At 58.6% G+C, this 22,919-nt stretch carries 20 protein-coding genes and 1 rRNA gene; 3 read left to right on the top strand and 18 right to left on the bottom strand.

The window, feature by feature from the left end:
- A 16S ribosomal RNA gene (locus DCS96_RS14020) occupies positions 1 to 66 on the bottom strand; the annotation flags it as partial.
- 460 nt (positions 67 to 526) lie between these two features.
- On the opposite strand from DCS96_RS14020, the gene DCS96_RS14025 reads away from it, so the two are divergent.
- Positions 527 to 1,726 (top strand): NnrS family protein, encoded by a 1,200-nt coding sequence (locus DCS96_RS14025; protein WP_116475036.1) that lies wholly within the window; start codon positions 527 to 529, stop codon positions 1,724 to 1,726.
- Between the two features lie 271 nt (positions 1,727 to 1,997).
- Here DCS96_RS14025 and clpB read toward each other — a convergent pair whose 3' ends face one another.
- The 3 genes from clpB to rluD form a co-directional block, all read right to left on the bottom strand.
- Positions 1,998 to 4,577, bottom strand: a complete 2,580-nt coding sequence (gene clpB / locus DCS96_RS14030; protein WP_116475037.1) for an ATP-dependent chaperone ClpB — start codon at positions 4,575 to 4,577, stop codon at positions 1,998 to 2,000.
- A gap of 105 nt (positions 4,578 to 4,682) precedes the next feature.
- Positions 4,683 to 5,408, bottom strand: a complete 726-nt coding sequence (pgeF, locus tag DCS96_RS14035; protein ID WP_116475038.1) for a peptidoglycan editing factor PgeF — start codon at positions 5,406 to 5,408, stop codon at positions 4,683 to 4,685.
- Positions 5,399 to 6,379: a 23S rRNA pseudouridine(1911/1915/1917) synthase RluD gene (gene rluD, locus DCS96_RS14040; RefSeq protein WP_116475039.1), complete on the bottom strand. Its 981-nt coding sequence runs from the start codon at positions 6,377 to 6,379 to the stop codon at positions 5,399 to 5,401. The genes pgeF and rluD overlap by 10 nt, the downstream gene beginning before the upstream one ends.
- Before the next feature lie 114 nt (positions 6,380 to 6,493).
- On the opposite strand from rluD, the gene DCS96_RS14045 reads away from it, so the two are divergent.
- Positions 6,494 to 7,240: an outer membrane protein assembly factor BamD gene (locus tag DCS96_RS14045; RefSeq protein WP_116475040.1), complete on the top strand. Its 747-nt coding sequence runs from the start codon at positions 6,494 to 6,496 to the stop codon at positions 7,238 to 7,240.
- Between the two features lie 81 nt (positions 7,241 to 7,321).
- On the opposite strand, the gene gshA is transcribed toward DCS96_RS14045, so the two are convergent.
- The 3 genes from gshA to DCS96_RS14060 form a co-directional block, all read right to left on the bottom strand.
- Positions 7,322 to 8,914, bottom strand: a complete 1,593-nt coding sequence (gene gshA, locus DCS96_RS14050) for a glutamate--cysteine ligase (protein ID WP_116475041.1) — start codon at positions 8,912 to 8,914, stop codon at positions 7,322 to 7,324.
- Positions 8,911 to 11,769 (bottom strand): M16 family metallopeptidase, encoded by a 2,859-nt coding sequence (locus tag DCS96_RS14055; RefSeq protein ID WP_116475042.1) that lies wholly within the window; start codon positions 11,767 to 11,769, stop codon positions 8,911 to 8,913. The genes gshA and DCS96_RS14055 overlap by 4 nt, the downstream gene beginning before the upstream one ends.
- Before the next feature lie 74 nt (positions 11,770 to 11,843).
- Complete coding sequence (locus DCS96_RS14060; RefSeq protein WP_116475043.1) at positions 11,844 to 12,776, bottom strand: NADP-dependent oxidoreductase; 933 nt, start codon at positions 12,774 to 12,776, stop codon at positions 11,844 to 11,846.
- A 237-nt stretch (positions 12,777 to 13,013) separates the two neighbouring features.
- Here DCS96_RS14060 and DCS96_RS18630 point away from each other — a divergent pair, with 237 nt between their 5' ends.
- Positions 13,014 to 13,181 carry a hypothetical protein gene (locus tag DCS96_RS18630; RefSeq protein WP_157953640.1) on the top strand — a complete coding sequence of 56 codons (168 nt, stop codon included), beginning with the start codon at positions 13,014 to 13,016 and terminating at the stop codon, positions 13,179 to 13,181.
- A gap of 58 nt (positions 13,182 to 13,239) precedes the next feature.
- Here the strand turns inward: DCS96_RS18630 and DCS96_RS14065 are convergent, their stop codons facing one another.
- The 11 genes from DCS96_RS14065 to DCS96_RS14115 all read right to left on the bottom strand — a co-directional run bounded on the left by DCS96_RS14065 (position 13,240) and on the right by DCS96_RS14115 (position 22,878).
- The gene (locus DCS96_RS14065; protein WP_116475044.1) at positions 13,240 to 13,977 is read right to left on the bottom strand and encodes a ferredoxin--NADP reductase; all 738 of its coding nucleotides are present in this window, start codon (positions 13,975 to 13,977) and stop codon (positions 13,240 to 13,242) included.
- Between the two features lie 96 nt (positions 13,978 to 14,073).
- Positions 14,074 to 14,523, bottom strand: a complete 450-nt coding sequence (rplI, locus tag DCS96_RS14070) for a 50S ribosomal protein L9 (protein ID WP_116475045.1) — start codon at positions 14,521 to 14,523, stop codon at positions 14,074 to 14,076.
- Positions 14,524 to 14,560: 37 nt separating this feature from the next.
- Positions 14,561 to 14,788 (bottom strand): 30S ribosomal protein S18, encoded by a 228-nt coding sequence (rpsR, locus tag DCS96_RS14075; RefSeq protein ID WP_116475046.1) that lies wholly within the window; start codon positions 14,786 to 14,788, stop codon positions 14,561 to 14,563.
- A 26-nt stretch (positions 14,789 to 14,814) separates the two neighbouring features.
- The gene (gene rpsF / locus DCS96_RS14080; RefSeq protein WP_116475047.1) at positions 14,815 to 15,183 is read right to left on the bottom strand and encodes a 30S ribosomal protein S6; all 369 of its coding nucleotides are present in this window, start codon (positions 15,181 to 15,183) and stop codon (positions 14,815 to 14,817) included.
- 384 nt (positions 15,184 to 15,567) lie between these two features.
- Positions 15,568 to 16,431 (bottom strand): DMT family transporter, encoded by an 864-nt coding sequence (locus DCS96_RS14085; protein WP_116475048.1) that lies wholly within the window; start codon positions 16,429 to 16,431, stop codon positions 15,568 to 15,570.
- Positions 16,419 to 16,877: a GNAT family N-acetyltransferase gene (locus DCS96_RS14090; protein WP_116475256.1), complete on the bottom strand. Its 459-nt coding sequence runs from the start codon at positions 16,875 to 16,877 to the stop codon at positions 16,419 to 16,421. The genes DCS96_RS14085 and DCS96_RS14090 overlap by 13 nt, the downstream gene beginning before the upstream one ends.
- Positions 16,878 to 16,951: 74 nt before the next feature.
- Entirely contained in the window at positions 16,952 to 17,692 is a 741-nt protein-coding gene (rlmB, locus tag DCS96_RS14095) for a 23S rRNA (guanosine(2251)-2'-O)-methyltransferase RlmB (RefSeq protein ID WP_116475049.1), read from the bottom strand.
- Positions 17,693 to 17,777: 85 nt separating this feature from the next.
- On the bottom strand, positions 17,778 to 20,114 hold the full coding sequence (gene rnr, locus DCS96_RS14100; protein WP_116475050.1) for a ribonuclease R: 2,337 nt from the start codon (positions 20,112 to 20,114) through the stop codon (positions 17,778 to 17,780).
- Between the two features lie 131 nt (positions 20,115 to 20,245).
- Complete coding sequence (luxS, locus tag DCS96_RS14105; RefSeq protein ID WP_116475051.1) at positions 20,246 to 20,755, bottom strand: S-ribosylhomocysteine lyase; 510 nt, start codon at positions 20,753 to 20,755, stop codon at positions 20,246 to 20,248.
- Positions 20,756 to 20,904: 149 nt separating this feature from the next.
- Positions 20,905 to 21,243, bottom strand: coding sequence for a nitrogen regulatory protein P-II (gene glnB / locus DCS96_RS14110; protein ID WP_116475052.1), 339 nt, complete (start codon positions 21,241 to 21,243; stop codon positions 20,905 to 20,907).
- Positions 21,244 to 21,252: 9 nt separating this feature from the next.
- On the bottom strand, positions 21,253 to 22,878 hold the full coding sequence (locus DCS96_RS14115; protein ID WP_116475053.1) for an NAD+ synthase: 1,626 nt from the start codon (positions 22,876 to 22,878) through the stop codon (positions 21,253 to 21,255).
- Between the last annotated feature and the right edge of the window lie 41 nt (positions 22,879 to 22,919).

The following is a 22,919-nucleotide window of genomic DNA, read 5'->3' on the forward strand; positions in this document are numbered from 1 at the left end:
CTCGACTTGCATGTGTTAGGCCTGCCGCCAGCGTTCAATCTGAGCCATGATCAAACTCTTCAATTAAAGATTTGATACTCAATGAATTGCTGAAGTGTTTGTGCACTTCGACAGTCATTGAAAAACACTATTTTTTTGTTTCTCAACCCTGCGAGTGCCCACACAGTTTGCTTGATAAGTTGTTAAAGAGCGTTGACCGCTTTCGCTGGTCAGGGCTGCGTATTCTACGCAATCCTTGGTGTTCGTCAAGCGTTGAATCAAACTTAATGTCGTTCGTTTTCAACCCTTGTGACCGTGAGCGCCTTGCCCCGTGTCAGTGGATGCGCATTATAGGGACCGGCGGATTTTGCGCAAGGGCTTTTTTGTGAAAAACAGCCCACAAGCAACCAATCGACCAATAAACAAACAATACGTTTCATATTTGTTCGAAAGCAGCCTTATATCCATTTATTTTGATCCTGATCCATGTTTTCTGGTCACACCACCACATAATGTGAATATCAAATATTCATTTAAGACGACCACCATGCAAATCCTTGATGCAGACAAAGAGAATAAGATATGGCCCCTGTTCCGGCTGGGATTCAGGGTTTTCTTTCTGGGGGGCGCCATGTTCTCGGTATTCGCCATGGTGCTGTGGAGCCTGACCCTGATGGGAGTGCCCCTACTGCCAGGGATAGCCAACCCCGTCTGGTGGCATGCCCATGAAATGATCTTTGGCTTTGCCCTGGCCATTGTCGCCGGCTTTTTATTGACCGCCATCCAGAACTGGACCGGGATGCCCGGGGTAAGGAGCTGGCCTCTGGCCCTGGTTGCGACACTCTGGCTGCTGCCACGGCTGTTGATGCCGCTAAAAGGAGAAACCAACACCCTGGTCATGGTGCTCGATTTGCTGTGGCTGCCCATGGTGGCCGGGCTACTGGCCTGGCCCATCATTCAGGTCAGGCAATGGCGCAACCTGTTTTTTGTGCCGCTATTGACGCTATTCACCCTGCTTAACGCACTCAGCTATTATGCTGCGGTCAGCCACAACTGGTTGTTGTCGGAACGGGTATTTATCACAGCCGTGCTTGCCCTGACCGGTTTGCTGGCGGTACTCGGAGGCCGGGTCATCCCGTTTTTTACCGCCAATGCTACCAACACATCAAAACCCGTTCCCCTGCCCTGGCTGGAAAAACTGAGCCTGGGCAGCCTGTGGCTCAGTGTCCTGCTCTGGCTGACGTTACCCCGTACGCCTTTCTTTAATGGCATGCTGGGCACCCTGCTGTTGATCGCTGCCATTGCCCAGCTGACAAGGCTGGTCCGCTGGAACAGCAAGCTTACCTTCAATATTCCGCTGCTGTGGGTACTGCACCTGGGCTACTGCTTTATTCCCCTGGGGCTACTGGCCATGTCCGCTGCCATGTTCAAGCCGGGTATCAGTATTGCCCTGGCCAGCCACTGGCTGAGCGCCGGAGCCGTGGGCACCGTTATTCTGGGTATGATAGCCAGGGTCTCCCTCGGCCACTCCGGACGCCCCCTGGAAATCGCTAAGCCGATAGTCATCGCCTTTGCACTGCTCATCCTCTCGGCCCTGTTGCGCAGCCTGCTACCTATGCTGGCACCAGGCATGACTACCCTGGCCTACCATGCCAGCGCCCTGTTCTGGGTACTGGCGTTTGCCCTGTTTGTGCTGAGCTACTGGCCGATCCTGACTCGCCCGAGAATTGACGGTCGCCCTGGTTAGGGCCTGTTGACGATCTTTACAAGGCTGCCCTCAGGCGACGTCGAATATTGACAGAGGTAACAGGAATTGCCTCCGCCGACCGTCACATGCCACGTTACATGGATGTACTTGAAGCGTGTCGGTGGAGGTGTCCATATAGGGTTTACGGCGTGTCGGCGGAGCAGTGCGTTTCGGCCGAATACTGCAGATATCAAACAGCTTCTAAGCCGATGAGCCGTAAATAAAAAAGGGAAAAGGCACAGCCTTCTCCCTTTTTTGTTTGTTGGCCCTGTTACTGATTGAGCACCAGACCATTGCTGTCCGCATCCAGGGTCAGTGCCTTGCCCGGGACAATAGCACCGGACAGTATGGCCTGAGCCAGGGGATCTTCCACCTTCTGCTGGATAGCCCGCTTTAACGGCCGAGCCCCAAACAGCGGATCGAATCCGGCATGAGCCAGCTTATCCAGCAGGGAGTCGGTGACCGTCACCTCGAAGCCCATGGCCTCCAGCCTGGCCAGTAGTTCTTTCATCTGGATACCGGCGATGGACTTGATCTGTGCTGCTTCCAACGGATGGAACACCACCGTCTCGTCGATACGGTTGATAAACTCGGGCCTGAACTGATGGCTTAAGACCTCCATCAGCATGGTTTTCATTTCCTGATAGCCCTTCTCATCATGATGTTCCTGGATAAGATCCGAGCCGATATTGGAGGTCATGATCACCACCGTATTGCGGAAATCCACGGTCCGGCCCTGGCCGTCGGTGAGTCGGCCGTCATCCAGGACCTGCAGCAGTATGTTGAACACATCCGGATGGGCTTTCTCCACCTCATCGAGCAGGATCACCGAATAAGGCTTGCGCCGCACCGCCTCGGTCAGATAGCCCCCTTCTTCGTACCCCACATAGCCGGGAGGTGCGCCCACCAGGCGGGAAACCGCATGCTTCTCCATAAACTCGGACATATCGATACGCACCATGGCATCCCGGCTGTCGAACAGGAAATCGGCCAGCGCCTTGCACAACTCGGTCTTGCCCACGCCGGTCGGCCCCATAAACAGGAAGGAGCCTACCGGACGGTTGGGATCAGAGAGGCCGGCCCGGCTGCGACGAATGGCATTGGCCACCGCCGTCACCGCCTCGTCCTGGCCGACAACCTGCTCATGAAGCGAGGTTTCCATCCGCAGCAGTTTGTCTTTTTCCCCCTCCAGCATCCGGGCCACCGGAATACCGGTCCAGCGCGACAGCACGTCCGCGATCTCCTCATCGGTGACCCGGTTCTTCAGCAGGTGCTGCTCCTGGGTTTCGGTTTCGGCCTCAGACGCCTGCACCAGCTGCTTCTCCAGCTCGGGGATGCGCCCGTACTGCAACTCGGACATGCGCCCCAGGTCACCGGCCCGACGGGCCACTTCCAGCTCCTGGCGCACCTGCTCCAGTTCAGCCTTGATATGCTGGGTACCGGCCAGCGCGGCTTTTTCCGATTTCCAGACATCCTCCAACTCGGCGTATTCCCTCTCTTTCCCTGCCAGCTCATCGCGGATCAACTGCAGCCGCTTGCGACTGCCTTCATCACTTTCCTTCTGCAGCGCCTGCTCTTCCAGCTTCAACTGGATAATGCGCCGCTCCAGTTTGTCCAGGGGCTCGGGCTTGGAGTCGATTTGCATGCGGATGCTGGAAGCGGCCTCATCAATCAGATCGATGGCCTTGTCGGGCAGCTGGCGATCGGCGATATAACGATAAGACAGGGTCGCCGCCGCGACGATGGCCGGATCCGTTATCTGCACATGGTGATGCAACTCGTAGCGTTCCTTCAAGCCACGCAGGATGGCGATGGTATCCTCCACACTGGGCTCGTCCACCAGCACCTTCTGGAAACGACGTTCCAGGGCCGCATCTTTTTCCACATACTGGCGATACTCATCGAGGGTGGTCGCGCCGACGCAATGAAGTTCGCCACGGGCCAACGCCGGTTTCAACATGTTACCCGCATCCATGGCTCCATCGGCCTTGCCGGCGCCGACTATGGTATGCAGCTCGTCGACAAACAGGATGACCCGTCCCTCTTCCTTCGCCAGCTCGTTGAGCAGTGCCTTGAGCCGCTCCTCAAACTCCCCCCGGTACTTGGCACCGGCTACCAGGGCGCCCATATCCAGCGACAATACCCGCTTGTTCTTCAGCCCTTCGGGTACCTCGCCATTGATAATACGCTGGGCCAGCCCCTCGACAATGGCGGTTTTACCCACCCCAGGTTCACCAATAAGCACCGGGTTGTTCTTGGTGCGCCGCTGTAATACCTGGATGGTGCGACGAATTTCATCATCCCGGCCGATCACCGGATCCAGCTTGCCCTGTTCGGCTCGCTCGGTCAGATCTATGGTGTATTTTTCCAGAGCCTGGCGATTCTCTTCGGCATTGGGATCATCCACCTGCTGGCCACCACGCACCTGCTCGATGGCCTGGCTCAGCCTTTCTTTGGTCGCCCCCGCCCGCTTGAGGATATCGCCCAGCTCGCCCTTGTCATCCAGGGCGGCCAGCACGAACAGTTCGGAAGAAATGTAGGCGTCTTTACGCTGCTGGGCCAGCTTGTCACATTGATTGAGCAAGCGTCCCAGGCTCTGGGATGGCATGACATCCACATCACCGCCACTGACCTTGGGCATCCGCTCCAGGGCTTTATTCAACTCTACCCGCAGGCCATTGCCGTCTATCCCCGCCATGGTCAGCAAGGGCCGCAGGGTGCCGCCATCCTGATTGAGCATGGCCAGCAGCAGATGAACCGGTTCTATGTAGGCATGATCCCGCCCCAGGGCCATCGACTGGGCATCTTGCAGGGCGAGCTGGAATTTACTGGTAAGACGATCAGGGCGCATCAGTGAGCTCCTCAATAACCGCCACGGCGGGCGGGAAAAGATGAATTACTGATATTAAAGATGGGGTTAGGTGGGCAGATTTCAACCAGCCCACTTAAGATATTTCTAATCTAGCCAGATCAGGCTGGCCATGCGCCCGGTTTCCCTGTCCCTGCGATAGGAGAAAAAGCGTGCTGCATCCGTATAGGTGCAATATTCACCACCATAGATATGATGCACACCGGCGGCGGCCAGCCGTAACCGCGCAAGGTGGTAGATATCCGCCAGCCATTTATCACCCCGCATAACAAAGGCATCAACAGCCAGTGGTGAATGGCTGACAAAGGCCTCTCTGACCTCGTTACCCACCTCGAATACCTTGGGGCCGATGGCCGGTCCCATCCAAGCCAGTACAGACTCGGGATCGACCTTCATTTCCGTCAGGGTCGCTTCCAGCACCCCGGCAGCCAGACCCCGCCAGCCGGCATGCGCCGCGCCGACCACGGTGCCGGCCTGATCACAGAACAACACCGGCAGGCAGTCGGCGGTCATCACCACACCGACCTGGCCAGGCGTCCGACTGACGACCGCATCGGCGGTTGCCTGCTCACCGCTGTGAGGCAGGGTCAGCACCCGGGTACCATGTACCTGGTTAAGCCACACGGGCTCGGCCGGCAAGTTCAGATAGGCCCCCAGACGTTCACGGTTAATCGCCACGTCACCTGGCCTGTCGCCCACATGGATGCCCAGGTTCAGGCTGTTGAACGGCGCCTGGCTGACTCCACCTGTGCGGCTGGTTTGTACCGCACAGACAGAGGCCGGTGCAGGCCAGTCAGGGAGAATCACATCCATACCAGTTCATCCGGATTGGCGGCGGTATCGGCCCTTAACAGCCTGACCAGTTCAATCATGTCGTCCGGCACGGGGGCGTGCCATTCCATCATCTCGCCGGTGATCGGATGCTCCAGGCGCAGCATCACCGCATGCAGGGCCTGGCGTTTGAAACCACGCAGAAATTCCAACAGCTCCGGGCTGGCACTGCGCGGCGGCTTGAGCCGGCCGCCGTAGACGGGGTCCCCTACCAGCGGGTGCTTCAGGTGTGCCATATGCACCCGGATCTGGTGGGTACGGCCGGTTTCCAGGCGCAGCCGCAACCGGGTATGGGCCCGGAATTTTTCCATCACCCGATAATGGGTCACCGCCGGTTTGCCCGCAGCCACCACAGCCATCTGGATCCGCTGGGTTGGATGTCGCCCGATATTGGCATCGACGGTACCGCCGGCAGTCATATGACCGATGGCCACGGCCTCGTACTCCCGGGTGATATGGCGTGCCTGCAGGGCACTGACCAGATGGGTCTGGGCGGGTACCGTCTTGGCAACCACCATCAGTCCGGTGGTGTCTTTATCCAAACGGTGGACTATGCCCGCCCGGGGAACCTCGGCTATATCCGGACAATGGTGCAGCAGGGCGTTGAGCAGGGTGCCGTCCGGGGTACCGGCACCGGGATGCACCACCAGACCGGCCGGCTTGTTGATCACCAGGATATGCTCGTCTTCATAGACAATATTCAGATCCATGGCCTCCGGCTCGAAGCGCACCTCGTCTTCCAGCTCGGTTTGCACCAGCACCTGCTGTCCTGCCACTACCTTTTCCCTGGGCTTGTTGGCGATTCGCCCATCCAGGCTGACCTGATCCTGCTGGATCCAGGTTTTTATCCGGGTGCGGGAATAATCGGGGAACATTTCCGCCAACGCCTGATCCAAACGTTGACCATATTGATGATCGGCAACGACGCCGTTCAGTGTGATTTGCTGGCTCATGGAGACCACTGGTTACCAAATGAAGTTTAATTGGTTATTCTAGCGGTTCTTTGCGCTGAGCTTAATCAGTTTCCGCTTACTCCGTTTCCAACTCGCAAAAAATGGACCCAATCAATGGCTAAACAAAGAAGCGTAATGCTCACCCTGACCCTGGCATTCGCCCTGGTCGTCACCGGCTGTTCCTCCACCAAGAAGGACCTGGTGCCGGACGAGCCGCCCGAGGTGCTGTATCAGGATGCTCAGAAACGCTTGCAGTCAGGCAACTTTTTCAGGGCCGCCGAGCTGCTGGAAGCCATGGACTCGCGTTATCCCTTCGGCCCCTACTCCAATCAGGTACAGCTGGACCTGATCTATGCCTATTATAAACTGGACGACACCGCCCGGGCCCTGGCCAACATAGATCGCTTCATCCGCCTTAATCCCAACCATCCAAGCGTGGATTACGCCTATTATATGCGCGGCCTGACCAACATGTCCGCCGACTATAATTTCATCCAGAACCTGTTCAACATCGACCGGGCCGATCGGGATCCCGCCTACGCTCGTCAGGCCTTTGCCGATTTCCGCCAGTTACTACGCCAATACCCGGACAGTGTCTATGCCGCCGACGCCCAGGCCCGTATGATTGGGCTGAAAAACCGTCTGGCCAAGCATGACCTAACGGTAGCCCAGTATTATATCAAGCGGGGGGCCTGGCTGGCCGCCGCCAACCGAGCCAAATATGTGGTACAGACCTATCCTGATACCGAGATGATGAAGCCGGCGCTGGAAATCATGGCCGAAGCCTACAGCACCCTGGGGCTGACCGAGATGGCCAATAACGCCAAGGCCGTGCTGAGGGCCAACTTTCCCAACAGCTAAGCCGCCAGCAGGCCTCGACTCCGCTCCATAAAAAAATCCGCCGGAATCGGCGGATTTTTTCACATTGCCCAAAGGGACTGGTTAGCCCGCCTGAGTACCGAAATAGGCTGTCAGGTAATCATCGAAGGAAATGGCATCCGACATTTCCAGCTTGCGCTGCCGCGCCAGGGAGCGAACGCTCTCCTCATCGAAATAGACATCTCCCCAATAGCCTGGCTTGGCCTGCTCCAGCTGTTCCCGGTACTCCCTGGCCAGGGCCAGGCCGAAGGGCTGAATATCCAGGCTGTCTTGCTGCAGGCGGGCCAGTACCCGGGCGGACAGGGTTTTCGACGGATCGCGCAGGGCCGCCAATTGCTGCCGGTGGGCCTCGCCGTAGCAACCCTGGCCACAGCAGGCATCGAGCAGGCCGGCGACATCGCCCAGTTCGGCAAAATAGCGCTCGCCCAGCGCCGCCAGGGTGAGTGGCTCGCCGCCCATGACTTCCAACTCCAGGCCGGGCCGTCGCCCTTCCAGCACCACCTTGGTGAAGTTGCGGCGGTTGAGGGCGATTTCCTCTTCCTCCAGGGGGCCCGACGGTGTTAACAGACACCACAGCAGGAAGCTGTCGAGGAAACGTATCTGCGACTTGTCGATCCCCACGGCGGAGAAGGGATTGACATCGACGGAGCGCACTTCGATATATTCCACGCCCCGGGAAGCCAGGGCCTCGGAGGGCTTTTCACCGCTTTCCGTGGTGCGTTTGGGGCGGATAGGAGCATAGAGCTCATTCTCGATTTGCAGCACATTGTCGTTTAGCTGGCGATATTCTCCGTCCACCTTGACACCGATCTTGGCAAACTCGGGCGCGTGGGTGCCGATGGCACGCTGTAATGACGAAACGTAAGCATCCAAGGAATTCAGGGAAATATTCAGATCAGCCTGGGCATTATTGGTATAGCCCAGATCCGATAATCGCAGCGAAGTGGCATAGGGCAGGTACAGGGTCCCTTCACCCAGCCGCTCGAAAGGCAGGTGATGCTGCTTGCCCTCGAGGAAGGAGCCGCACAGGGCCGGCGAGGCACCAAACAGATAGGGGATCAGCCAGCCATAACGATAAACGTTGCGGATCAGCCCCAAGTAAGCCTCGGACACAAAATCCTGCAGACAGCCACCGTTTCCTTCCAGGGCATGCCACTCGCTCCAGAAGCTGTCCGGCATGGAAAAGTTAAAGTGCACCCCGGCAATCACCTGCATCTGGCTACCGTACCTGTGGTGAAGCCCCTGACGATACAGGGTTTTCATCCGACCGACATTGGAACTGCCGTATTGGGCCAGGCGTATCTGCTCATCGGCCTTGAGGAAACAGGGCATGCTCAGGGGCCAGAGCTGCTCACCGTCCAGATGTTGCATCACGTAGCGGTGAATGTCGGTCAACTGGGACAACAAGATATCGACCGAGTCCGAAACCGGGGTGATAAATTCCATCAGGGGTTCGGCAAAATCCGTGGTGATATTGGCATTGGTCAGAGCCGAGCCCAGCACCCGGGGGTGATCGGTTTGTGCCAAATGGCCCTCGGGGGTAATGCGCAAACATTCCCGCTCTATGCCGCGGCGAATACCTTTGATGGCGGGCAGCCGCTGTGGGCTTTGGAGTGCCTGCACACGGGCAGCCAGAGATGGTTTCTTTTGGGTCATGGGCGTTCGCTCTGTATGGCCTGCAGGCCAGGGCCCACCGGGCCCCTTAACTCAATGTTTAAATCGTGTATGGGAAGATGAAGCCTCGCCAGCGATTTTTCAAGCTTCGCCTTGTCGCCTACCACTAAAATCACCAATTCTTTACTGTCCAGCCATTCTCGCGCCAACTGGGTCAAGGCCGCCGCATCCACCTCGGAGACAATTTTCTGTTGCTCGCTCAGGTAGTCGGGCGCCAGCTCCAGCATGGCCAACTGCAGCAGAAAACCGGCTTTCTTGCCCAGGCTTTCATAGGACAGGGCGTCCTGCTGGGAAAAGGTGCTGCGCAGGTAGGCCAGCTCTTCCGGGGTTGGCCCCTCTTCCCTGAAGCGGGACAACTCATCCAGAATATTCTCTATCGCCGAAACGGTGGCGTCGGCCCGCACATCGGTTGCCACCACAAAGACCCCCGCATCCCGGTTGCCGGTAAAGAACGAGTTTGCGCCGTAGGTAAAGCCCTTGTCTTCCCGCAGATTCTGATTGATGCGGCTGTTGAAATTTCCGCCCAGATTAAAGTTCATCAGATTGGCGCGGAAGAAGGGGCCGGTCGCATCCAGCGGCAGGGCTCGTCGTCCCACCCGCAACACTGATTGTACGGCGCCGGGCACATCCACGATATAGATCCCCGGCTCGGCCTGCTGCGGAGACACCTCGACCGGTGGCAGACTGGCCGGCTCCCCCTGCCAGCGGGTCAGGAACTGCAGCGCCTGTCTCGCTTGCTGTTGCTCCAGGGCACCGACCACTATGCCATGACCGTTGGCCGGGTTATAGAAGCGCCGATAATAGTCACGTACCTGCGCCAGGGTCAGGTCCTGTACCTGCTCCATCAGGCCGTCGTCGGGCAATCCCATACGGGTATCGGCGCCATAGGCCAACTGCCTGAAGCCATGCCGCGCCAGCCAGGAGGGCTGATGCTGGCTCTGGGCCATGCCTTCAAGCTGCCTGGCCTTGAGCTGTTCAAAGTCCTGCTCCCTGAACCCCGGGTTAAACAACAGCTCCTCCACCAGGGCCAGCGTCTGCGGCAGGGTATCGGTCAGGCTGTTGACTTCGATCAGGTTGGTATAAAAACCGGTACGCACGCTGATGCTCGAACCCAGTCGCTCCAGGGCTTCACTGAATTCACCCGAGCTCAACCGCTCCGTGCCCTGATTCATCATGGCAGCAGTCAGGTTGGCCAGGCCATAGGCCCCCTCCGGCTCTGCCCTTTGTCCCCCGGGGAAGGCCAGTATGATGGAGACCGCCGGGATTTCATTGTTTACGGTGCCCAACAGCTGGATATTGTTATCCAGGCTGTCCAGCCACAGGGGCGGCACCTTAGCCTGCACCGGTGGGCCAATCGGTGGCATCTTGCTGCGATCGAAGTCATCGTTTACCTCGCGCAGGGGGAGCTTGTCGACATGGGCGATGGCCGGCAACGTCCGGTCAGGAATCGGATAATTGGGGGTGGCCGCCGCCCACTCCGTCTTGCCCTCGGGAACCACGCTGAGCACAGCCCTGGGTTTGTTCAGCAGATATTGCCGATATTTGTTCATCACCTGTTCGGGATGGACCTCGGCCGTGGCCCGCCAGGCATTGATAACATACAGGGGATCGTCTTTTAATACCTGCCCCAGCGACAACTGCCGCGCCTTGCCTTCAACACTGTCCAGGCCGAAGATAAGCTCGGATCTCAGCACGTTCACCGCTTTATTGACGTCATCAACCGCTATGCCCCGTTCGGCGATCCCTTCGATAATCGCATCCATTTCCGCTACCAAAGGCGCCAGGTCACCCTCTCTGGAGGGGTTGCTATAGGCCCAGAGGGTGAAGGTACAGGCCAGCTCGGAGCAATAGTGGCTGGCTCCGGTGCTGACGGCCTTGCCGGTTTCGACCAATTGCTGGTGCAACAACGAGCCTTTGCCGCCCCCCAATACATTGGCCAGCACATCCAGGGCGGCTTCATCCTGATGCCCCAGATAGACAGTCGGATAGGACATATAAACCAGGGGCAGGCGGATGCGGGAATCGACCAGGGTCTGGTAACGGCTTGACTCCAGCCTGGCCGGCGCCGGTTCGGCATCAATGACCTCGGGGCCGGCGGGAATGGATCCGAAATACTTGTCGACCCAGGCCAGCGTCTGTTCGGGATCAAAACTGCCCGAGATAACCAGGGTGGCGTTGTTGGGGCCATACCAACGCAGGAAGAAGGCCTTGAGGTCATTCACATCAACCCGGTCGAGATCTTCCACATAGCCGATCGGCTGCCAGCTATAGGGATGCTCCCGGTGATAGAGCAGCTCCCCCATGCGTTCACCGACCAGACCATAAGGCTGGTTATCCAACCGCTGGGCACGCTCGTTTTTTACCGTATCTCGCTGGATCTCGAATTTTTTCTGACTCACCGCATCCAGCAAAAAACCCATTCGATCGGCTTCCAACCAGAGCACTTTCTCCAGATGATTGGCCGGCACCGTCTGGAAATAATTGGTCCTGTCCTGGTTGGTGGTACCGTTCATCGAGCCACCGGCTTCGTTAATCAGCCGGAAATGTTGCTGATCGGCTACATGCCTGGACCCCTGAAACATCATGTGCTCGAAGAAATGGGCAAAGCCGGTTTTTCCCGGTTCCTCCCGGGCCGAGCCCACATGATAGGTGATTTCCACATGTACCAGGGGATCCGACTCGTCCCGGTTGAGGATCAAGGTCAGACCGTTGTCGAGGCGATACATCTGATAAGGGATCACCAGCTCATCATGGCCCCGCTCAACCTCCTGTACCAACACAGGCGCGGCAGAAACCCACAAGGGGAACAAGAGTAATAACAGGGACCAGAACTTCATGGCATATCCTTGACGAAAACCAATGAAAAACAGGGTAACCGGACGAGCCGGCCCGGCGCAAGCCGGGCCTCTGCTCAGGGCATCAACAGCAGTTTGCCTCGAGTATGACCACTTTCAATCTGCCGGTGGGCAAGGTTTCCTTCGGCCAGGGGATAGATCTGGCTGAATTCGACCCAGAACTTGTCTTCGGCCAGTTCCTGCATCAGGAACGCCAGTTGTTCATTGTCATTGCGCTTGAGCATGCCGGTCGCCGTCAGTCCCTGCTGCTGGGCCGCGGCTATCACCTCGTCGGCGGTAATGGTCGGCACCGTCACCACCCGGCCACCCGGCTTCACATGCGACAGCTGGGAGATACCGGAGCTGCCCCCGACCAGATCCAGCAGCAAATCCACCGGGGCCATCGTCGCCATCCGGGCCTCATCCCGATAATCGATGACTTCATCCGCGCCCAGGGAATTCAGAAACGCATGATTGCCGATCGAGCCCAGCGCCACCACGGTCGCTCCCAGGTTCTTGGCCATCTGAACCGCCAGGTGGCCCACACCGCCGGCGGCGGCTGGGATCAGCACCCGCTCGCCGGCCTGCAACTTGCCATGCTCGGTTAGTCCCTGCCAGGCAGTCAGGCCAGCCAGGGACAGGCCGGCGGCCATCTCATCGAGTACAGAGGAAGGTACCGGCAGCAGCTCATGTTCATCCACCACAACTTCTTCGCTGTAGCCCCCCCCCGAGACCAGCCCGAACAGACGGTCGCCCAGCTGGTACCGGGTCACTTCCGGACCTACCTCACAGACAACGCCCATCAGCTCGAACCCGGGAGACCAGGGCAGTCGATCCTTGATGGCCTGCGCCCCCCACCCCAGGCCGGCCCGGGTCTTGGCGTCGATGGGATTAACCCCGGCATAATGCATCCTGACCCGAATTTGTCCTGGCTGCAGGGGAACAGAGGCCGACTCGACCTGCACCAATTGGTCGGCATCGCCGAAGGCCTGAATAACCAGCTGTTTCATACTGACTCCTTGTTCTGTTGACGGCTAATTGCCAGCTGCCATCACGGCAGCATACCACCCGGCCCGGTCGAGCCCAATGCCGACCGGCGCCTGATACCGATCATAAGCCCGAACCGTTATCGCCACCAACAACTGGCTTCGAGTGACCCCAGTAAATATTGGCTAGACTATCCAGTATTGATACAGTGCTGAGGGTTAACAGCACGGTGAAACACGCATCCTAACAAGGCACCCATTATGACCCGACTGTTTTTACTCCCCCTGATCCCGGCCCTGCTGTGGTACCTGTTTCTGCTGTATAACCAGATCCCCATCAAACAGGGGGCCCGGGTGTTTTACTGGATTATCGGCCTGGGCTGGGGCCTGGCGGGCTTTTTAAGCCTGATGATGGTGTTAACCCGTTAAACCTCGGGATTGGAGATTACCCCCTCACATCCCTATTCCCCAGTCCCGAACCCCTGACTTACCAATAATTTTCCATCAGGATCTGCCCCGGCTTGCGGCGCAGATGCTTGGTTAACCCCTTGGCCTTGAGTTCGGTGATGGTGTCATGCACCATCTGCGGGTTGCCACAGAGCATGACCCTGCTGTGCTCGGCCGAAAATGATACCCCAGCTCTGGCTTCCAGGCTGCCGTCCTTGATGGCATGGGTAATACGGCCTTGCCCGGCCCCCTCAAACTGCTCCCGGGTGACAAACGGCAGATAGTCAAAACCGGGCCTGTCCCGGGTCACGGCCGCGATCTGCTCCCGGTAACACAGCTCATTGGCAAAGCGAACCCCATGCACCAGCAGGACTCGCTCAAATTGCTGCCAGCAGCTACCTTCGGTGAGCATAGAGACAAAAGGCCCGATCCCCGTACCGGTGGCAATCATCCACAGATCCCGTCCCGGGGGAACCTCACCCAGGGTCAGGAAACCGGCGGCCTGACGTTGCACCAGCACTTCATCGCCCACCTGCAAACGAGCCAGGTAAGGCGTTAACTTACCTTCGGGGATAGTGACCAGATAGAATTCGCAATCCTGGCCCGGAGCATTCACATAGGAATAGGCACGGGATACCTTTTTATCTTCGGTGATCAACGCCAGCTTGGTGAACTGGCCGGCCAGGAAGCTGTCTACCTGGGCATCCACCACCAGCGAAAACAGATTCTCCGACCATTGCCTGCGCGCCTTGACCCGTCCTGCTATCCAGTCTGCCATGCTTCGCTCTCCGCTTGTCTTTCACTCCACTGTAGCCTTATTGCAGGCAATAAAAAACCCGCGACAAGCGCGGGTTTTTTCAATCAGCAGCCGAACTTAGGCGGCAACGACCTGGATTTTAACGGTCGCTTTAACGTCGGCGTGCAGCTGCACACCCACTTCGTACTCGCCTACGTTACGCAGTACGCCGTCATACAGACGAACTTCGCTCTTGGTCACGTCAACACCGGCAGCGGTGATGGCATCAGCCACGTCACGGGCACCGATAGAACCAAACAACTTGCCTTCATCGCCAGACTTGGAAGCGATAACCACGTTTTCCAGGCCGGACAGTTGGTCGGCACGAGCCTGGGCGGCAGCCAGCTGGTCGGCCAGCTTGGCTTCCAGTTCAGCGCGGCGGGCTTCGAAAGCCGCTACGTTGTCTTTGGTGGCCAGTACGGCTTTGCCCTGGGGCAGCAGAAAGTTACGGGCATAACCGGATTTAACGGTTACCTGGTCGCCCAGGCCACCCAGTTTGGCGATTTTATCAAGCAGAATAACTTGCATTACCTTTCCTCTTTAAGTGAACGAGTTAGGCCGCTGCTTACTTGTGCAGATCGGTGTAAGGCAGCAGGGCCAGGTAACGAGCGCGTTTGATCGCACGGGCCAGCTGACGCTGATATTTAGCGCGGGTGCCGGTGATGCGGCTCGGTACAATTTTACCGGACTCGGTGATGTAGTTCTTCAGGGTAGCTACATCTTTGTAATCAATTTCGGTTACACCGTCAGCGGTGAAACGGCAGAACTTACGACGACGAAAATAACGTGCCATGATCTATCTCCTCAACTTCTCGTGAATTACTCAGCAGCTTCAGCGCGAGCATCGTCACGCCGTGGTTGACGCTCGTCCTTGGCCTTGGCCATTTCAGAAGCTTCGGTGTAAGCCTGCTTGGTGCGCATGATCATGTTACGAAGCACGGCATCGTTGAAGCGGAAGTTGGTTTCCAGCTCATCGATAACAGCCTGGTCGGCTTCTACGTTCATCAGAACATAGTGAGCCTTGTGCAGTTTGTTGATCGGGTAAGCCAGCTGACGGCGGCCCCAGTCTTCCAGGCGGTGGATCTGACCACCGGAAGTGGTGATGGCGCCGGTGTAGCGCTCGATCATACCGGGAACCTGTTCACTCTGATCAGGGTGAACCATAAATACGATTTCGTAATGACGCATGGATTGCTCCTTACGGGTTATAGCCTCTGCGCGGGCTCAGTCACACCAGCGGAGGCAAGGAACGTTTGGTTTTTTGACTGATTTTAAGGTCGCGTAGTGTAAGGGATAACCGCCCCAAAAGAAAGCGTTAAGCGGCAAGCTGACAGCGATAAGCAGCCGAGTCGCTTGCAGGATTGTTTTCGGGTTCTGTAGTCGCCCGTTGATGCGGCGCAAATCGGCTCTTGTAGGCGCCGCCTTAGCCGGCGCGAATCGACAGACGAAGGTTTGTCTGCAGGTACTCCACATGGCTTGAAGGTCTCGCGTTGCCTGATCCGCCGGCGACCGGACACAGTGTTTTTCTTACGGCTTAGCTGACCGCTTACAGCTGAAGCCTCTGGCTTTGCGTTAACGCAGCCTGCGTTGCAGGGCGATGGCGCCGATCACCAGCAGGGCCCCGGCGTATACATTCCACGCCGGGAATTCGGCAAACAACAGCATCCCCATCAGGGTCACGAAGATCAGCCCGGAATATTCACTGGCAGCAATCTTGCTGGCATCGGCCATGGAATAGGCCAGTATGCACACTCCCTGATAGATGATGCCGATCAGGGTGGCCCCCAGCAACAGCAACCAGACCTCACCACTGAGCGGCTGCCAGTCGGGCAATGCCAGTGTCAGACTAACCGGTATCGCCAGCAGCTGCGTCAGGAACAGGGTCGCCAGCACGGAGCGCCCCCTCGGCAACCGGCGGACCAGTACATTGCTGGCCGCCATGGAAAACGCAGTCAGCAGCGCAAGCCAACCGGCCCAGTGCCACTGGGCCGGGTTCAATACCACCAGGATGCCGATAAACCCCAGTATGCTGACAGCATAGGCCATGCCCCGTACCTGCTCCTTACTCCACAGGGCGGCCAACGGCAGTGTCATTAGCGGGGCCGCGTAAAATACCGCATTGGCGGTGGCCAGGGGCAGGTAATAGAGGCTGACAAACACGCCTACCGAGCCCATCAGCAGCAAGTGTCCACGAAGCAGGTGAACTTTCCACTGTCCGAGTCCTTTACGTTCGACAGGCAGCCCCAGCCAGAAGGGCAACAGCAGGGCGCTGGTAATCATAAAGCGCAGGGCCACATACTGATAAGGATTGAACTGGGCCTGGCCGAGTAACTTGACCAACACATCACCGAACGAGATCATCAGATTGCCGACCACCAACAACACGATCGCCAGCAACTGACCGTCGGCGGGCATCCGCGCCCTTACGCGCTGCACATCAGCTCCATATCCTGATGGGGTATACCGTCTTCCAGGTATTCGTCACTAACCGGCACAAACCCGAGTGAGCGATAAAAGTCGCGAATATACACCTGGCCACTCAGGCGCAGCGGGTAGCCCGGCCAGTGCGTGGTCGCGGCCTCGATGGCCTGCTGCATCAACATCCGGGCCAGGCCCTGTCCGCGCGCCTCCGGCACCACGACCAGCCGGCCGATCCACACCTGCTCGGCGGTCTGTATCCCTGGCCCGAGAATACGCCCCGCGGCCTGCAATGCCCCCTGTTCCCAGGCCATGATATGGAGCACGTCAGGCAGCATATCCAGGCCATCAAGATCCTGGTAGGCACAATCCTGCTCCACCACGAAAATTTGGCAGCGCAGGGCCAGCAGCCGGTACAGCTGTTCGCAGGTTAACTGTTCAAAAGGACAAATTTGCCAGTTCATGAAATAGCACTCATCTATGGGATTGACGCACATACATACAAGGTGTCCGTTTCACCACACCGCAGGTCCGGGTACTACCCCCGCAACCGCTGGCGGACGATCTCAAACAGGCAGACCCCGGTGGCGACCGACACATTCAGGCTGGACACTGAGCCCGCCATGGGAATACTGACCAGCTGGTCGCAATGCTCCCGGGTCAGGCGGCGCATGCCCTTGCCTTCCGCGCCCATCACCAGCGCCAGGGGGCCTTCCAATTTGGCTTGATACAGGTGCTGATCCGCCTCTCCTGCAGTGCCCAGCACCCAGATGCCCTTGTCCTGCAGGGCGCGCAGGGTACGGGCCAGGTTGGTGACCTGAAACAGGGGCACGCTTTCGGCGGCGCCGCAGGCCACCTTGCGCACCACAGGCCCCAGCCCGGCGGACTTGTCCTTCGGCACTATCACCCCCTGTACCCCGGCGGCATCGGCGGTACGCAGGCAGGCGCCCAGGTTATGGGGATCGGTCACGCCATCCAGTACCAGCAGCAGCGGGCTGGCCTGGTCGGTGAGCAGGGCATCCAAATCCGCCTCGTTCAGGACAGGCTGTGCCTTGACCCTGGCCACCACTCCCTGGTGCTGGCCGCCACTGGCCTTGGCATCCAACGCCTGACGGCTCGATGGCTGGGCCTTGACGCCGACCGTCAGCAGACGCGCCTGCAGCTTGTTGAGGCGCTCGTCTTCGCGCCCCTTGAGGATCCACACCTCCAGCACCTGCTCCGGGTGGGTTTCCAGCAGGGCATCCAGGGCATGGATGCCGAAAATCAGTTCAGTACTCATTGCATTGTCTCGGGGATTAGGGAAACGGGACTGGGGACCGGGCCGGGGCTAATCCCCAATGCCAAGTCTCCAATCCCTGACTTGATCAGCGGCGCTTTCTGCCGCCACGGGACTTGGGTTTTTCCCCCTTGTCCGCTTTTGCCGCGGGCTTGTCGCCGCTTGTGGGCTTGGCTCGCTGCCGGGACTTGAGGTTTTTCGCTCCCTTGCCGGTCTTGGCACTTGCCGGCAGCGGCGCTTCCACCATCTCGAAGTCGATCTTGCGATCATCCAGGTTGACCGCCATCACCTTGACCCGCACCTTGTCGCCCAGGCGGTAACGGCGGCGGAAGTTTTCGCCGATCAGCAGCTGGCGGGCCGGATCAAACTGGTAATAGTCGTTCTGCAGGCTGGAGATATGCACCAGGCCGTCGATATGGATGTCGTCCAGCCGCACAAAGAAGCCGAAGCCGGTGACGTTGGCGATGGTGCCACCGAACTCGCTGCCCACATGATCGAGCATATACTCGCACTTCAGCCAGTCGGCCACATCACGGGTAGCGTCATCGGCACGGCGTTCGGTCATGGAGCAGTGTTCACCCAGGGGCGCCACCTCGTCATACTGATAGTTAAAGCCACCGGTGGCGGTCCATTTCTGTCCCGGCTGGCCGTATTCCCTGGCCAGCTGATACTTGATGGCCCGATGCAACACCAGATCCGGATAACGACGGATCGGCGAGGTAAAGTGGGCGTAGGATTTCAGCGCCAGGCCGAAATGCCCCATGTTGTCGGCCTGATAGACCGCCTGCTTCATGGAGCGCAGCAACATGGTCTGGATCAGCTCGGCATCGGGCCTGTCCTTAATCTGCTCGGCCAACAGCGCATAATCCGCCGGGGCCGGCTCCAGGCCGCCCTTCAGCTCCAGGCCCAGCTCGCCCAGGAAGCTGCGGAAGCCCACCAGCTTTTCTTCACTCGGCTTGTCGTGCACCCGGAACAAGGCATGGGCATCCTGCTTCTCGATAAAACGGGCCGCAGCGACGTTGGCCAGGATCATGCACTCCTCGATGATCTTGTGGGCATCGTTACGCACCAGCGGCACTATCCGCTCGATCTTGCGCTGAGGATTGAATACAAAGCGGGTTTCCTCGCTTTCGAATTCCACCGCACCGCGCTGATGACGGGCACTCTTGAGCGCCTGATACATCTTGTTCAGCTCTTCCAGGTGCGGTACCAGCGGCTGGTAGCGTTCACGCAGGGTTTCATCCCCTTCCAGGATCGCCGCCACCTTGTTATAGGTCAGGCGGGCATGGGAGTTCATCACCGCTTCGTAGAAGCTGAACCCGGACAGCTTGCCGCTGGCGGAGATGGTCATCTCCGCCACCATGCATAGCCGGTCTACCTGGGGGTTGAGCGAGCAGAGGCCGTTGGACAGCACCTCGGGCAGCATGGGAATGACCTGCTCGGGGAAATACACCGAGTTGCCACGCTGATGGGCTTCGCCATCCAGCGCCGTGCCCGGCCGCACATATGAAGACACGTCGGCGATGGCCACCCACAGTCGCCAGCCGCCGGAGCGCTTGGCCTGGCAGTAAACCGCATCGTCAAAGTCGCGGGCGTCTTCGCCGTCTATGGTCACCAACGGCAATTTGCGCAGATCCTTGCGGCCCTTTTTGGCTTCTTCCGGCACCTCTTCGCTGAGCTTGGCCACTTCCTGCTTGACCTCTTCCGGCCACACATGGGGAATGCCGTGGGTACGCAGGGCAATTTCGATCTCCATGCCCGGATCCATGGTCTCGCCCAGCACCTCGATAACCTTGCCGATCCCTGTCATGCGCTTGGTGGGTCGCTGGGTTATGGTGATCACCACCACCTGGCCCATGCGCGCGCCCATGGTTTCTCCCTGGGGAATTAGAATATCCTGGGGAATGCGGCTGTCGTCGGGCACCACATAGCTGACCCCGTTTTCCACGAAATAGCGGCCAACCACATCCAGGTCCCGCGACTTGAGGATGCGCACCACTCGGGCTTCCTGCCGGCCTCGGCTGTCGAAACGCAGCGGCTGAACCAATACATAGTCACCGTGCATCAAAGCATCCATTTCCCGCTGGGCCAGAAACAGGTCGTCACCGCCGTCTTCCTGGCGCAGGAAGCCGAATCCTTCCCGATGACCGATGACATAGCCCTTGATCAGGTTCAGCTTGTCGGGCAGGGCGTAGCATTTGTTGCGGGTGAACACCAGCTGGCCGTCACGCTCCATGGCGCGCAGCCGGCGGCGCAGGGCTTCGGCCTGCTCTTCGCCGTCCAGCTCCAGCTCGGCAAACAGCTCATCCCGGTTGGCCGGGGAATTGCGGCCCTTGAGATGCTCCAGAATGAACTCCCGGCTGGGGATGGGGTTTTCGTATTTATCGGCCTCGCGCTGGAGGAAGGGGTCTTGGTTTTCTGACATAGAAAGTGGTCCATTTGAGCACTGTGATAAGGGAAGTATATTAGGTAGAGAAAAGAGCACATAGTGACCCCTCGCCTGCCTGAACCAGTGCTCGTCCAGGCAGGCATCCAGGCCTCGGGGAGGCCGGGAGATTACAGAGACTTGAGCATCTCTTCCGGCAGTTGCAGTGCCTCGTTGCTGTTGATACCCACGCCCCGCTCTATGATGTTGCGGGCTATGGCCTTGGCCTCATCCAGGGAATGCATCACATGGGTCCCGCACTGGTATTCGTTCAGCTCGGGGATCTGTGACTGATTTTCCACCTTCAGCACATCCTCCATCGCCGCCAGCCAGGCATCCGCGACCCGCTGTTCGTCGGGCGCGCCCACCAGGCTCATGTAAAAACCGGTCCGGCATCCCATGGGCGAAATATCGATGATCTCCACCCCATTGCCATTGAGGTGATTGCGCATGAAGCCGGCGAACAGGTGCTCCAGGGTATGGATACCCTTTTCCGACAGGATTTCCTTATTGGGCAGGCAAAAGCGCAGATCAAACACGGTAATGGTGTCTTGATGGGGGGTCGCCATGGTTTTGGCCACCCGCACCGCCGGGGCCTCCATACGAGTATGGTCGACGGTAAAACTGTCCAGCAGTGGCATAACTTATTCCTCTATTAATATTTCACAGAGATTGTGACAAAGAAAACCCCAAGGGCCAAGGTAAATCAGGGAATATAATGCCGGGGGAATATGGAAAACAGGGATTGGGGACTGGCCAGCCCCCAATCCCCGATCACTTATCCCTGCTCTTAAACGGCTTCTTCGTTTTGCTCGCCGGTGCGAATGCGGATCACCTGGCCTACATCAAATACAAAGATTTTTCCGTCACCTATCTTGCCGGTGCGGGCCGTGGTTTCGATGGCTTCGATACAGGCTTCGACCAGGTCGTCCTGTACCACCAGTTCCAGTTTGACCTTGGGCAGGAAGTCGACCATGTACTCGGCGCCGCGATAGAGTTCGGTATGGCCTTTCTGGCGGCCAAACCCCTTGACTTCGGACACCGTCATGCCGGTGATGCCGCGCTCGGCCAGGGCTTCACGCACGTCGTCCAGCTTGAAGGGCTTGATAATGGCTTCGATCTTTTTCATGGTTTCTCCTTACCAGTTCACTTTGCCAAAGCCCGAGGTGATGGGATAGCGTCTGTCCTTGCCGAAGTTACGCGGCGTGATACGCGGCCCGACCGCCCCCTGGCGGCGTTTGTATTCATTGATATCTACCAGCTTGATCACCCGGCGTACGTCGGCTTCGTCAAACCCCTCGGCGAGCAGCTCGGCCAGGGATTTGTCCTGCTCCACATAGCCTTCGAGGATGGCGTCCAGCACATCATACGGGGGCAGGCTGTCCTGGTCGAGCTGATCCGGGGCCAGCTCGGCTGAGGGCGGCCTGTCGATCACCCGCTGGGGGATCACATAACCCAAAGTATTGCGGTATTCCGACAAGGCAAACACCAGCGTCTTGGGCACATCCTTGATGGGTGCGAAGCCGCCCACCATGTCTCCGTAAAGGGTGCAATAGCCGACCGCCACTTCGCTCTTGTTGCCGGTGGTCAACACCAACCGGCGACGCTTGTTAGAGATGGCCATCAAGAGCACGCCGCGGGCCCGGGCCTGCAGGTTTTCTTCGGTGGTGTCTTTTTCGGTGCCGGCAAACAGGGGGTCCAACTGGCTCATAAAGGCGTCGAACATGGGCTCGATGGAGACGATGTCGAACTCCACCCCCAGGTGCTTCGCCTCTTCTTCTGCGTCTTCCACGCTGATGGAGGCGGTATAGCGGAACGGCATCATCACCGCTTGCACCTTATCGGCCCCCAGAGCATCGACGGCGATGGCCAGGGTCAGGGCCGAGTCGATCCCCCCGGACAGACCCAGCACGGCACCATTGAAACCATTCTTGTTGACATAGTCACGGGTGGCCAGCACCAGTGCCTGGTAGATCTCCGCCAGCGGCTCGAGGCTGTCATTGATCCCGGCCTCGACCGGCGCCTTGTGCTTGACGCGCACCAGCGCCAGCTCGGGGGCGAAGGCCGTCAGGTTCTGGGTCAGCTCTCCTTCGGCATTGAAGACCTTGGAGCGACCGTCGAACACCAGCTCATCCTGGCCCCCCACCTGATTGAGGTACACCAGCGGCAGGGCATTGTCGCGGCTGCGTTGTGCCAGCAGGCTTTCGCGGATCCAGGCCTTGCCCCTGTGATAAGGCGAGGCATTGAGGCTGAGCAACAGCTCGGCCCCGGCCGCCTTGGCGGCGGCGGCCGGACCGGCCTCCCACACATCTTCGCAGATCAGCAGGCCCAGCTTGTGTCCTTTAAAATCAATCACACATGATTCGGTTCCGGCGCTGAAATAGCGTTTCTCGTCGAATACCCCGTAGTTGGGCAGCAACTGCTTGAAGTAGCGACCGGCCAGCTTGCCCTGATAGAAGAAGGAAGCGGCATTATAGAGTCTGCCGTCCTGGCGCCAGGGGTGGCCGACCACCAGGGCGGTTGTTGTGCTGGCCGCGGCCAGTTGCGCAAGCGCGGCCTCGACCCGTAGGTGCAGATCGTTGCGAAACAGCAGATCTTCCGGCGGGTAGCCGGTCACCGCCAGCTCGGGAAACAGCACCAGTTCGGCGCCCTGCTGTTCGGCGTCACGGGCGGCGGCAAGCATCGCCTGGGTATTGGCTTCGATGGCGCCGACGGTCAGATTTAACTGGGCCAGCGCCAGGGTCAAGGTCAGGTGTTCAGACATGGGTAGATTCGTTGCAAGATGATAATAGTTGCATAGTAAAG

The organism is Zobellella maritima (assembly GCF_003075035.1).
GTDB classification, from domain to species: Bacteria; Pseudomonadota; Gammaproteobacteria; order Enterobacterales; family Aeromonadaceae; genus Oceanimonas; species Oceanimonas maritima.